Annotated in this window: 8 protein-coding genes; 2 read left to right on the forward strand and 6 right to left on the reverse strand. The window is 69.9% G+C overall.

Annotation, left to right across the window (positions count from 1 at the left end):
• Positions 1-31 precede the first annotated feature (31 nt).
• From HNR16_RS08065 to HNR16_RS08090, 6 genes are all read right to left on the reverse strand, one after another.
• A complete protein-coding gene (locus HNR16_RS08065) occupies positions 32-1,237 on the reverse strand; it encodes an LLM class flavin-dependent oxidoreductase (protein ID WP_158039557.1) in 1,206 nt (401 codons plus the stop codon).
• A 166-nt stretch (positions 1,238-1,403) separates the two neighbouring features.
• Complete coding sequence (locus tag HNR16_RS08070) at positions 1,404-2,237, reverse strand: aldo/keto reductase (protein WP_158039556.1); 834 nt, start codon at positions 2,235-2,237, stop codon at positions 1,404-1,406.
• Between the two features lie 128 nt (positions 2,238-2,365).
• Positions 2,366-4,900 (reverse strand): glycoside hydrolase family 65 protein, encoded by a 2,535-nt coding sequence (locus HNR16_RS08075; protein ID WP_158039555.1) that lies wholly within the window; start codon positions 4,898-4,900, stop codon positions 2,366-2,368.
• A gap of 454 nt (positions 4,901-5,354) precedes the next feature.
• Positions 5,355-6,113 carry an HAD family hydrolase gene (locus HNR16_RS08080; protein ID WP_158039554.1) on the reverse strand — a complete coding sequence of 253 codons (759 nt, stop codon included), beginning with the start codon at positions 6,111-6,113 and terminating at the stop codon, positions 5,355-5,357.
• A gap of 960 nt (positions 6,114-7,073) precedes the next feature.
• Positions 7,074-8,774 (reverse strand): HNH endonuclease signature motif containing protein, encoded by a 1,701-nt coding sequence (locus HNR16_RS08085; protein ID WP_179558160.1) that lies wholly within the window; start codon positions 8,772-8,774, stop codon positions 7,074-7,076.
• A gap of 242 nt (positions 8,775-9,016) precedes the next feature.
• Positions 9,017-9,187, reverse strand: a complete 171-nt coding sequence (locus HNR16_RS08090) for a hypothetical protein (protein ID WP_179558161.1) — start codon at positions 9,185-9,187, stop codon at positions 9,017-9,019.
• Between the two features lie 1,296 nt (positions 9,188-10,483).
• Here HNR16_RS08090 and HNR16_RS08095 point away from each other — a divergent pair.
• The gene (locus HNR16_RS08095) at positions 10,484-11,545 is read left to right on the forward strand and encodes an ABC transporter ATP-binding protein (RefSeq protein ID WP_158039552.1); all 1,062 of its coding nucleotides are present in this window, start codon (positions 10,484-10,486) and stop codon (positions 11,543-11,545) included.
• Between the two features lie 67 nt (positions 11,546-11,612).
• Entirely contained in the window at positions 11,613-12,863 is a 1,251-nt protein-coding gene (locus tag HNR16_RS08100) for an ABC transporter substrate-binding protein (RefSeq protein ID WP_218868406.1), read from the forward strand.
• The last annotated feature ends 36 nt before the right edge of the window (positions 12,864-12,899 follow it).

Below are 12,899 nucleotides of genomic sequence, written 5' to 3' on the forward strand. Positions count from 1 at the left end.
TGTGCTCCCTGTCATGCGGTGGGTCGATGCGTCACGGCGTTGCGGTCCGTCGGTCGTCGGCCGAAGCGGTCGTGCGGACGGTCGCCGAGTCGAGGTACGGCGAGCCACCTGTCACGTTGTCCCCACGGTTCGCGCGCGGGCGTGGTTCGCGGACCTCGCCGTCGCCGTAGCGGGCGCGCACGAGTGCCGCGTGCGTGGGCGCCTCGGCCGACTCCGGATCCCGGCGTGCGGCGAGCTCCCGGCGCAGCACGGGGACGACCTCGCCGCCGAGGAGCTCGAGCTGCGACAGCACGGTCGACAGCGGGAGCCCGGCGTGGTCGATGAGGAACAGTTGCCGCTGGTAGTCCCCGAACGTGTCCTGGAACGTGAGGATCTTGTCGATGACCTCCTGCGGGCTCCCCACCGCGAGGGGCGTCTGCGTCGAGAACTGCTCGAGCGAGGGGCCGTGTCCGTAGACGGGTGCCTCGTCGAAGTACGGCCGGAACTCGCGATACGCGTCCTGCGAGTTCTTCGCGATGTAGGTCTGCCCGCCGAGACCGATGATCGCCTGCTTGCGCGTGCCGTGACCGTAGTGCTCGAAGCGCTCACGGTAGAACTCGATGAGCCGCTTCGAGTGCGCGCTCGGCCAGAAGATGTGGTTCACGAAGAAGCCGTTGCCGTAGAACGCCGCCTGTTCGGCGATCTCGGGCGTGCGGATCGACCCGTGCCAGACGAACGGCGGGACGTCGTCGAGAGGGCGCGGTGTGGAGGTGAACCCCTGGAGCGGCGAGCGGAACTTCCCCTCCCAGTTCACGACGTCCTCGCGCCAGAGCCGGTGGAGGAGGTTGTAGTTCTCGAGGGCGAGGGGCAGGCCCTGCCGGATGTCCTGCCCGAACCACGGGTAGACGGGCGCGGTGTTGCCGCGGCCGAGCATGAGGTCCATACGCCCGCCCGCGAGATGCTGGAGCATCGCGTACTCCTCGGCGATCCGCACCGGGTCGTTCGTCGTGATGAGGGTCGTGGACGTCGTGACGAGCAGGCGCTCGGTCGTCGCCGCGATCGCCGCGAGCAGGGTCGTCGGCGAGGACGAGAAGAACGGCGGGTTGTGGTGCTCGCCGATCGCGAAGACGTCGAGCCCGACCTGCTCGGCCGTCCGCGCGATCTCGACGATCCCGCGGATCCGCTCGGCCTCGCTGGGGGTCTCACCCGAGACCGGGTCGCGCGTGACGTCGCTCACGGAGAAGATTCCGAACTGCATGGTGCCCCCTTCGGTCATGTTCATGCGTTTTCATATAAATGGAACGTACGAGTGACCGGAACATTCCCGGTGTGTCGTCGCGACGTGCGCAGGACGACCGGCGGGACCGCAGGAACGCCGAGAGGGCACCACCGGTGCGGCCGGTGGTGCCCTCGCGGAGGGTGGTTCAGAACTCCTGGTAGACGGCGGGGTCCTGGTCGGCGATGCGGCCATCGGCTCGCCCGAGCCCGGTGATCGCGGCGATCTGGTCGTCGTTCAGCTCGACGTCGACCGCTCCGAGGTTCTCGAGCTGTCGTTCGTCCGACGCGGCCTTCGGGAGGGGCAGCGCGCCTCGCGCGATGCCCCACGCGAGCACGACCTGGCCGGGGGTCGCCCCGACGTCGCTCGCGATCTGACGGATGACGGGCTCCGCGAGCAGGTCGTTGCCGCGCCCGAGCGGGCTCCACGCCTCGGTGATGATCCCGCGCTCGCGGTCGAACGCGAGCTGCTCGGTCTGCGGGAAGTAGGGGTGCAGCTCGACCTGGTTCACGTCCGGCAGCACACCGGTCTCCCGCTCCAGCCGCTCGAGGTGCTCGGGCAGGAAGTTGCAGACGCCGATGGCGCGGACGAGGCCCCGCTCGCGTGCGTCGATGAGCGCCCGCCAGGCCTCGACGTAGCGGTCGACCTCGGGGTTCGGCCAGTGGATGAGGTAGAGGTCGATCGCGTCGAGGCCCGTGCGGTAGACGCTCTCCTCGACCGTCGCGATGGCCTCGTCGTACGCGTGATGGCGCCCGGGGAGCTTCGAGGTCACGACGAGGTGGTCGCGACGCGAGAGGCGCGCGGCGCGGCCGACCGCTCCCTCGTTCTCGTAGTTGAACGCGCTGTCGAGGAGCGTGTACCCCTTCTCGAGCGCCCGGCCGATGGCCTCGACGCCCGTCGCGCCGTTGAGCTTGTAGGTGCCGAATCCCAGGACCGGCAGGGTCAGGCCGGAGTGCGAGGTCGTGGTGGGGATCGTCGTCATGCGTGTTCCTCCTCGAGGGCTCGGTCGGCGCGGCGGATCGGCCGCACCAATCCGGAGCGTAGTCCCGCGAACGCTCGCGCGCCCGAGCGTGCGCTGGACGGGGTCGCCCGCGAGACCCCGCGACGCGCTCAGCGACCGAACGGCTCCTCGGTCGGCGGCGTCAGGTGGATGGGCCCCGTGACGATCGGGATCGCGGTCGTGATGACCGGCACGGAGGCTTCGAGGAGCGACCCGTCGTCGCGCCGCGCGTCCTCCTGCGGACGGGGACGGCCGGGCCGGTCGGGGCCCTGGCCGTCGAGGGGGACGCGCACCTCGTGTTCGGGGCCCGCGACGAAGCGCTCGCCCCGCACGCCGAACTCGACCTCGCCGCCCGACCGCACGCGCACGCGAAGTTCGTGGGTCGAGACGGTGACGTCGAGCTCGCTGTCGTGCCAGCGCAGCGGGAACTGCAGTTCGGGCCACGCGGCCGGGAGCCGCGGGTCGAACGTGAGCTCCCCGCCGTGGTCGCGCATGCCGCCGAAGCCGCACACGAGCGCCGTCCAGACACCGCCCGCCGAGGCGACGTGCACGCCGTCGGCGGCATTGTGGTGCAGATCCGCGAGGTCGACGAACACGGCCTTGCGGAAGTACTCGAGCGCGAGCTCGCGATAGCCGACCTCGGCCGCGAGGATCGACTGCACGACCGCCGAGAGTGTCGAGTCACCCGTCGTCAGCGGGTCGTAGTAGTCGAAGTCGGCGAGCTTCTCGCGGTCGGTGAACGAGTCACCCTGCAGGAACAGGGCGAGCACGACGTCGGCCTGCTTGAGCACCTGGAAGCGGTAGATGACGAGCGGGTGGAAGTGCAGCAGGAGCGGGCGCTGCTCGGCCGGCGTGTTCTCGAGGTCCCACACCTCCCGTTCGAGGAACATCGCGTCCTGGGGGTGGATGCCGAGTGCCTCGCTGTACGGGATGTGCATGGACTCCGCGGCGCGCTCCCACGCGCCGACCTCACCGGGCTCGAGGTCGAGGCGGTGCACCATCGCGCGGTACTCCTGCGGCGCAGCGGTCTTCATGTTGCGGACGGCGCGGCTCGCGGCGCTGAGGTTGAAGCGTGCCATGACGTTCGTGAAGAGGTTGTCGTTGACGACCGTCGTGTACTCGTCGGGGCCCGTGACGCCGTGGATGTGGAACGACTGGTCACCGTTGTGCTTGCGCAGGAAGCCGAGCGACACCCACAGGCGCGCGGTCTCGACGAGCACGTCGATGCCCTCGCGGTAGAGGAAGTCCGTGTCGCCCGTCGCGCGAACGTACTTGACGAGCGCGTAGCTCACGTCCGCGTTGATGTGGAACTGTGCGGTCCCGGCCGCGTAGTAGGCGGACGCCTCCTCGCCGTTGATGGTGCGCCACGGGAAGAGGGCGCCCTCCTCGTTGAGCTGCCGTGCTCGCCGCCTCGCGTCGTCGAGCATGAGCACGCGCCTGCGCAGCGCGTTGCGTGCCCATTGCGGTGACGTGTAGGTGAGGAACGGGAGCACGTAGACCTCGGTGTCCCAGAAGTAGTGACCGCTGTAGCCCGACCCCGTCATGCCCTTCGCGGGCACGCCCTTGGCATCGGCGCGGGCCGCGGCCTGCGCGAGCTGGAACAGGCACCAACGGATCGCCTGCTGGAGCGCGTCGTGGCCCGTGACCCGGACGTCCGAGCGGGCCCAGAACGCGTCGAGGAAGGCGCGCTGCTCGACGAGGATCGCGTCGAGCCCCGTCTGCCAGGCCCGGTCGATCGTGAGGGCGCAGCGGTCGAGCAGTTCGCGCGTCGGGACGCCCCGCGACGCGTGGTACGCGGCGGCCTTGGTGACGACGGTCGGCACGCCGGCGCTCGCGCGGAACACGAACGCCGTCTTCGCGAAGTCGGGCTCGATGAGCCCCGACACCTCGACAGGGTTCTCGGATTCGACGCGGTGGTCGACCATCACGGCGAGCGTCATGCCCGACGAGGCGACCCTGTACGAGAGGGCGCTGCGCGCCCCGTCCTGCCGGTACTCCTGCGGGATGAGCACGCGGTCGGCGATGCGCTCGGCCTTGCGCGGGTCGAACGACGGCTCGATGCGGCCGGTCGTCGTCGGTGCGGGCTCGGAGGCGCCACCGTACACGTCCTCGCCGTCCTGGCGGTTGATCACCTGGCTGCTGATCGTGACGGTCGCGTCGGCGTTCAGGACCGTGACGCGCAGACGCATGAGCGCGAGGTGGCGGGCCTCGAACGACACCATGCGCTCGTCCTCGATGCGCACGTGCTTGCCGGAGGGGGTGATCCACAGCAGGTGTCGGCGGAGGACGCCATCGCGCAGGTCGAGCGAGCGCTCGTAGTCGCGGACGTCGGCGACGTCGAGCGAGAGCGGCTCGTCGTCGACGTAGACGCGGATCACCTTCGTGTCGGGCGCGTTGACGATCGTCTGGCCGACCTCGGCGAACCCGTACGCCTGCTCGGCGTGGCGGATCGGCCACGTCTCGTGCAGGCCGTTGATGAAAGTGCCGTGCTCGTGGGCGTGGCGGCCCTCGGGGAAGTTGCCGCGGAGGCCGAGGTAGCCGTTCGCGACGGCGAAGAGGGTCTCGGTCACCCCGGCGTCGGCGAGCGTGAAGTTCGTCTCGACGAGTCGCCAGGGGTCGACGGGGTAACGGTCGCGGTCGATCATGTGCAGCCTGTCAGGATCGTGTGTGGTCGGTGGATACGTGCGCGTGGGGCGGCGTGGGCGGTCGTCGCGCGTCCGCGGGGCGATGTTGCGGTCGGAGTGACGGTTCGGTCGGAGCGAAGATGCGGTCGGAGTGACGGTTCGGTCGGAGCGATGATGCGGTCGGTGTGACGGTTCGGTCGGAGTGACGGTTCGGTCGGAGTGACGGTTCGGTCGGAGCGATGATGCGGTCGGTGTGACGGTTCGGTCGGTACGTGGCTGTTTCGGGTGCGGTCGGTACGTGGCTGTTTCGGGTGCGGTCGGTACGTGGCTGTTTCGGGTGCGGTCGGTACGTGGCTGTGCCGGGTGCGGTCGGTACGTGGCTGTGCCGGGTGCGGTCGGTGCGCGCCTGTGTCGCGTGCGGTCGGCGTTCTGCGCTGCTTGTCCGGGCGGCGTGGCGGGTGCGGTCGGGCGCTCGTCAGTCGAGGAGTTCGCCGAGATCGGTGACGACGAGGTGCGCGCCCGCATCGAGGAGCGCCTGGGCGCCCGTGCCGCGATCGACGCCGATGACGAGTCCGAATCCTCCGGCGACGGCGGACGCGACGCCGGAGAGGGCGTCCTCGACGGCGGCGCTCCGCGCGGGTTCGACGTGGAGCCGTTCGGCTCCGGCGAGGAACACGTCGGGGGCGGGCTTGGAGGGCAGGCCCTCGATCTCGGCGACGACGCCGTCGACGACGACGGGGAAGCGTTCGCTCAGCCCCGCGACGCGCAGGACGCGTTCGGCGTTCTTCGAGCTCGACACGACGGCGACGGGCACGTCGCGGCGCGCGAGTTCGTCGAGGAGCCGAACCGAGCCGGGGTACGCCTCGATGCCCTCTTCCAGGAGACGTTCGAAGAGGACGTTCTTGCGGTTGCCGATGCCGCAAACGGTCTCGGCGCTCGGCGGGTCGCCGGGTTCGCCCCACGGCAGTTCGACGCCGCGATCGGCGAGGAGTGCGGCGACGCCGTCGTAGCGCTTCTTGCCGTCGACGTGGTCGAAGTAGTCGCGGTCGGTGTAGGGCGATTCGATGCCGCGCGCCGCGAATTCGTCGTCGAAGAGGCGCTGCCAGGCGCGCATGTGCACCTCGGCGGTCGGGGTGAGGACGCCGTCGAGGTCGAACAGCACCCCCTGCGCGGCGAACAGGTCGGCGGGTGCGCCGTCGGGGCGGTCGCGCGTGGCGTGGACGGGTTCGGTCACGGGTCCTCCTGGCGGTTCGAGGAGCGACGACGGAGGCCGGTGTCGACCCCCGCCCACGCGGGCGGGTTCGGTGCTTCGAGTATCGCACCCGGGCGGTGCCGGGTCGCGAGCCGGAGCCGAGTGACGCGCCCGTCGGAACGAGCGGCGAAACGAGATCCGACGCGTTCGATGCTAGCCGCACCGAACCTCGACGCGACACCGACGACCGCCGGGGTACCGGGATTGCGAGGAGCAGCGACGCTGCTGTCGGTACAGACACCACCAGCGACACCGAAACGACCCAAGGCACAGACACTGTTCACCGGCTCGGACCGGCTCGGCTCCGCTCGGACTGGCTCGACGCGGCCCAGCTCGGCCTGACTCGGCTCGACCCAGCTCGAATTGGCTCGACTCGGCGCCGCTCGACTCGGCTCGACTCGACGCGCCCCGGCCCGACTCGGCGCGACGAGATGCGGCGCGACCCGGCTCACACTGACTCGACTCGACTCGACCCATCTCAGACTGACTCGACTCGACGCGACGCGACGCGGCCCGACTCAGCTCGACCCGATGCGGCGCAACCCAGCTCAGAATGGCACGGCTCGGCTCAGCTCAGCTCAGCTCGACTCGACTCGACTCGACTCGACTCGACTCGACTCGACTCGACGCGGCCCGGCCCGGCCCGACCCGGCTCAACTCGATCCAGCTCAGATGGCTCGACTCGGCGCAGCCCGGCCCGGCTCGACTCGACCCGGCCCAACTCGATGCGGCGCGATCCAGCTCAGAGTGGCTCGACTTGGCACCGCCCGGCCCGGCTCGGCTCGATGCGGCGCGACCCAGCTCTGACTCGACGCGACGCGACGCGACGCGACGCGGCCCGGCTCGGCCCGGCTCAACTCGATGCGGCGCGACCCAGCTCAGAGTGGCTCGACTCGGCGCGGCGCGGCTCGGCGCGGCTCGGCTCGGCTCGGCGCGATCAGATCAGAACGGCGGTGGATCGAATCCTCCATCGGCGTCGCTAGGGACCGTGGCGGTTCTCCTCGGCCGGTGTCCGCGAGGGCCGGCTCGGCGCTCGGCGTTCATATGCCCAACCGTGGACGACTCGAGCTCGGGGTCGAACTCGAACTCGGCTTCCATGCTCGTTCGCGGACGCTCGGTGACCGGTCGAATGGTGGGCGCGACCGCGTATTCGGAGGTATCGAGCGCACGAACCAGCCCCGCCGGGGCGGCTTGGGTGTCGCCTGTTCCGGGTGGGCTGTCGAGATCGTCGTCATGGTAGGCCCATGAGGGTCTGAACCTGGGCCCGACAGGGATGGGTCGGTCGGAGTAGTGATCGCCGTTCGGTGAGAACCACACCAGCCGTCCCGGCTCCCGCTGTTCCACTCGCCAGCGCGTGGCGTGTTTGAAGGTGTGGTGCCTGCGGCACAGGTGCGCCATGTTCCCCAGCGAGGACGTGCCGCCGTCGGTGACCGCGATCGTGTGGTCGATATCGCACCGCCTGGCGGGGCGCGTGCAGCCGGGGAAGCGGCAGTGCCCGTCCCGCACGCGGAGGAACTCGCGCTGTGCCGTGGTCGGGAAGCGCGTGTCGCTCTCGCGAGCGACGCCCGTGATCGGATCGGTCAGTACGCGCAGGAACGACGGTGCACGCGAGGCGAGTTCCCGCGCCTGTTCCACCGGAACCGGCACCACCCCGTCGAGCAGCGCTGGATCGTCGCCACCATCGAGGAGCGACAGCACGGGCACGGTGATCGCCACGCGGGCGTTGATCCCGCCAGCCGCGCCGTGCGGCGACCCGCACCCATCGGCGGGGTCGCTGGTGAGGACGAGTTCGCACAGCAGGTCCGCGCGGATCTGATCATGCGTCCGGGGCTCATCCGGACCCGCGAGCGCTTTGGCCTGCTCGGTCAACCGGTCGAGCATCGCCGCACCGAGGAGGGTGGGGACGAGTGCTTCGAGTCGGCTCATGCCGTCGTCCTCGTGCACGACCCGCACCCCACGCTGCTCCCGAGCGACCTTGTGCCGCTCGTCGAGACTCTCCCGCATGAGCGTCTGCGCAGCCCGCCGCGCGCGAGCCCGCAACCTGGCGGGCGTCTCCCGCGAGGCCCCGTCCACCACCGCACGCTCGTACGCTTTGCGCGCCTCGTCATCGGGCAAGCGTCGTCCTTCCGCGAGGATCACGCGCACGTGCGCGAGCGAGAGGTACCCGTCCCGGAACATTCCTTCCGTGACGGGGAACGCGTCGCGCAGCATGAGGCTCTCACCGAGCTCCCGCGACACGACCGGCTCTGACCGGCTGGTCGCGAGCGCGAGCTCGGCGGTGCGCTCACGCATCGCCGTCACCACCGCATCATCACTCCCGGGATGCTCTTCCCGAGCACTGGCGAGGGTCGCTTCGTGGATGAACGCGAGCAGCTCCGCGCGGCGCGCTTCGGCTTTCGCGATGAGCTTGTCCTCGGCACGGATCGCGTCCAGCGCCAGGTCGAAGGCTTCGTCGTGGGCACCGATGCCATCGAGGTGCTGCAGACGCATCATGAACGCAACGTGCGGCGCGACCGTCGCCTGACCACGAGGCCGAGAGCGCGCGTCACCACCAGCCGACGGGCGCGCGTCACCACCGACCGCCGGACGCGAGGCCGCGTCCGGGGCCGGTGCGGCAGTGCCGTCGGGCTCGTGATCGTTCATACCCATACCCCATCACCACCCTCGGACAATCCGACCCGGCCCAGGAACGGAGCCGGAAACGACAACGGGAACAGCGACACCGTCGAACCGGGCAGGCACGACCGCGAGAGCCCGCGACAGCGCGCGTCACAGCCGGCCGTCAGACGCGCGGTCGCGTCCGGGGCCGGTGCGGCGGTGGTGCCGTCGGGCTCGTGATCGTTCATACCCACACCCCATCACCACCCTCGGACAATCCGACCCGGTCACGGAACGGACACCGGAACGAAATCGTGAACGGTGTTCGGGAAAACCCTCGAACGCTGAAAGGCCCGACGACGAACTCCTGCGCGATGGCGCGCATCCCCGGCGCCCATCAGATGCGGGGCAGCATCCGGGACCGGGTCGGTGGCGCCGTCGAGCTCGTGATCGTTCATACCCACACCCCATCACCGCCCTCGGACAATCCGACCCGTCCCAGGGGCGGTAACTGGGATGGGATCGGAATCCGGGACGGGAGAACACTCGAACGCTGAAAGGCCCGACGACGAACTCCTGCACGACGGCGCGCATCACCGGCGCCCATCAGATGCGGGGCAGCATCCGGGACCGGGTCGGTGGCGCCGTCGAGCTCGTGATCGTTCATACCCACACCCCATCACCGCCCTCGGACAATCCGACCCGTCCCAGGGGCGGTAACTGGGATGGGATCGGAATCCGGGACGGGAAAACCCTCGAACGCTGAAAGGCCCGACGACGAACTCCTGCACGACGGCGCGCATCACCGGCGCCCACCGGATGCGGGGCGGTATCCGGGGCCGGGTCGGTGGCGCCGTTGGACTCGCGATCGTTCATGCCCACACCCCATCACCACCCTCGGACAATCCCATCCTGCCCAGGAGCGGCAACTGGCCCGGGAGCGGCAACTGGGATGAGATCGGAATCCGGGACGGGAGAACACTCGAACGCTGATAGGCCCGACGACGAACTCCTGCACGACGGCGCGCATCACCGGCACCCACCGGATGCGGGGCGGTATCCGGGGCCGGGTCGATGGTGCCATTGGACTCGCGATCGTTCATACCCACACCCCATCACCACCCCCGGACACTCCGACCCGCCGTGGGCTGGAACGGTCGCTTTCTCCGGCTGCCGCAACTCGGGCGGATCGCCACTGGGCACGCCGCCGTCGGCCGTCGAACACGCGGGGTGCCCAAGGCGGCGGCAGCATCGATCTCACGAAGATCCAAACACTCACACTGTCAGTCCCGACGACCACTTCTATCGCTCACCGACACAGAGCACTCGGGCAGTGAGCGAATCCAATTGCTGCTGAGCGGGAACCGCAATGGCATCGTCAAGTCGTGAAAGAAAGCCGGGTTGTTGCTACCGGGCCCGCGGCCCGGTAGCAACAACCCGGCTTTCTTCGGAGACGGTCAGCCCCAGACGGCCAGTCCCGAACCGAGGGAGTGAGCGGGGAACGACGAACGGGGAACGGCGAGCGGCGAGCGGCGAGCGGGGAACGGGTAACGACGAGTGAGGAGCGGGGAACGGTGGACGGCGAACGGGGCACGACACGCCACGCACGTCCCCCGCCCGCTGTCGGCTCCCTCGCGATGCCGCCTGGGTATCCGGTGATGCAACTTCCGGTTCGTCGGAGTACGGTGCGCACGAGTCAGCTCCACGTTCCACGCATCGTCCGGCGCACCCCGCCGGGGAAGGGCGAAGACGTCATGGCAACGGTGACCTTCGATCATGCGACGCTCAGGTATCCGGGCGCGACCCGGCCGAGCGTGAACGATCTCGACCTCGAGCTCGCCGACGGCGAGTTCCTCGTGCTCGTCGGCCCGTCGGGCTGCGGCAAGTCGACCACGCTCCGCATGCTCGCGGGGCTCGAACAGGTCACGAGCGGGTACATCCTCATCGACGACGTCGACGTGACGGACACGGACCCGAAGGATCGCGACATCGCGATGGTCTTCCAGAACTACGCGCTCTATCCGCACATGTCCGTCGCCGACAACATGGGCTTCGCGCTGTCGCTCGCGAAGGCGCCCAAGCACGAGATCCGCGAACGCGTCGAGCGCGCAGCGGCGATGCTCGACCTCACGCCATACCTCGACCGCAAGCCGAAGGCCCTCTCCGGCGGCCAACGCCAGCGCGTCGCGATGGGGCGCGCCATCGTCCGCGAGCCGAAGGTGTTCTGCATGGACGAGCCGCTCTCGAACCTCGACGCGAAGCTCCGGGTCCAGACGCGCGGCGAGATCGCCCGGCTCCAGAAGCGCCTCGGCACGACGACGCTCTACGTCACCCACGACCAGGTCGAGGCGCTCACGATGGGTGACCGGGTCGCGGTCCTCGACGCGGGCACGCTCCAGCAGGTCGCTTCGCCCGAGGAGCTCTACAACCGGCCGGCGAACGTGTTCGTCGCAGGATTCGTCGGCTCGCCCGCGATGAACCTCGTCCCGCTCGTGCGCGACGCCGACGGCCGGATCCCCCTCGGCGACGTCGCCGTGCCGATCCCGCCCGGCGCCCCCGCCGAGATCACCGTGGGGTTCCGCCCGGAGCACCTCGACCTCGTCGAGTCGGGCGGGATCACGCTCTCGGTCACGATGGTCGAGGACCTCGGCAGCGACCTCTACGTCTACGGACGATCCGACCTCGCCGGCGAGCCGCAGCTCGTGCTCCGTCTCGAACGCACGAGCGGGATCCGGATCGGTGACACGCTCCACGTCACGATGGACCCGGCGCGCGTGCACCTGTTCGACACCGCGACCGGCGAGCGGTTGGACTGACGATGCGACGACCGCACGCCGCCGGGCCCCGCACGCCACGAACCGCGAACCCGCTCGGGAGGGGGCGATGATGAGGAGCACGAAGCGCATCGCCGTCCTCGCACTCGTGGCCGCGGTCGCGCTCACGGGCTGCGCCGGACGTTCGGCGAGCGACGTCGACACGACGGCACGCGGCCCGATCACGATGGCGATGGGGTCGAACGACGCGGGCAAGCTCGCGCCCGTCATCGAGGCGTGGAACGCGGCCCACCCCGACGAGACCGTCACGATGTTCGAGCTCCCGAAGGACGCCGATCCCGCGCGCGACACGCTCGTGCAGTCCCTGCAGGCGCGCTCGGGCGACTACGACGTCATGGCGCTCGACGTCGTCTGGACGGGCGAGTTCGCGGCGCACCGGTGGATCCTGCCCCTCGAGGGCGACCTCGCGATCGACACCTCGGGGCTCCTGCCCGCGACCGTCGACAGCGCCACCTACCGCGAGACCCTGTACGCGGCGCCCATGAACACGAACGCGCAATTGCTGTTCTACCGCACCGATCTCGTCCCCACGGCGCCCGCCACCTGGCAGGACCTGCTCGCGAGCTGCCCCACCGCCCGCGCGGCCGACGTGGATTGCCTCGACCTGCAGTTGAAGAGCTACGAGGGCATCACCGTCCAGGCGACACAGGCGATCAACTCGTGGGGCGGTTCGGCGGTCGGCCCCGACGGATTGACCCCCACCGTCACGACGCCGCAGGCGACCGCCGCGATCCAGGCCGTCACCGACGCGTACGCCGACGGCGACATCGCCGGACGCTCGAGCGGTTTCACGGAGGAGGAGACGAACCTCGCGTTCCTCGCGGGCGAGACGATGTACGCGTACAACTGGCCGTACATGTTCGACACGGCGAAGACCGAACCCACGTCGACCGTCGGCGACGACTTCGCGGTCGCCCCGATCGTCGGCCCCGACGGGGTCGGCGCGTCGACGCTCGGCGGGTACAACAACGCGATCAACGCGTACTCGGAGTACCCGGCCACGGCACGCGACTTCGTCGCGTTCGTCCAGAACGAGGACAACCAGCGTGCGTTCGCCGACCAGTCCTTCCCACCCGTCCTCGCATCCGTCTACGACGACCCCGAACTCGTCGCGCAGTACCCCTACCTGCCCGTGCTGAAGGATGCGCTCGAGCACGCCCAGCCGCGCCCGGTCACACCGTTCTACTCGGGTGTCTCGAAGGCCATCCAGGACAACGCGTACGCCGCGATCACGGGAGCGAGACCCGTCGACCAGGCGCTCGCCGACATGCAGGCGGCCATGACCGCGGCCGCGAGCTGATCACCATCGCGGACGCCACGCGTCCGCCCGACCCGA

The organism is Pseudoclavibacter chungangensis (genome assembly GCF_013410545.1).
GTDB lineage: Bacteria > Actinomycetota > Actinomycetes > Actinomycetales > Microbacteriaceae > Pseudoclavibacter > Pseudoclavibacter chungangensis.

Coding starts and splice junctions, on each gene's coding strand:
- HNR16_RS08065 (WP_158039557.1), bottom strand. CDS start 1,237: ATGCAGTTCGGAATCTTCTCCGTGAGCGACGTCACGCGCGACCCGGTC.
- HNR16_RS08070 (WP_158039556.1), bottom strand. CDS start 2,237: ATGACGACGATCCCCACCACGACCTCGCACTCCGGCCTGACCCTGCCG.
- HNR16_RS08075 (WP_158039555.1), bottom strand. CDS start 4,900: ATGATCGACCGCGACCGTTACCCCGTCGACCCCTGGCGACTCGTCGAG.
- HNR16_RS08085 (WP_179558160.1), bottom strand. CDS start 8,774: ATGAACGATCACGAGCCCGACGGCACTGCCGCACCGGCCCCGGACGCG.
- HNR16_RS08090 (WP_179558161.1), bottom strand. CDS start 9,187: ATGAACGATCACGAGCTCGACGGCGCCACCGACCCGGTCCCGGATGCT.
- HNR16_RS08095 (WP_158039552.1), top strand. CDS start 10,484: ATGGCAACGGTGACCTTCGATCATGCGACGCTCAGGTATCCGGGCGCG.
- HNR16_RS08100 (WP_218868406.1), top strand. CDS start 11,613: ATGATGAGGAGCACGAAGCGCATCGCCGTCCTCGCACTCGTGGCCGCG.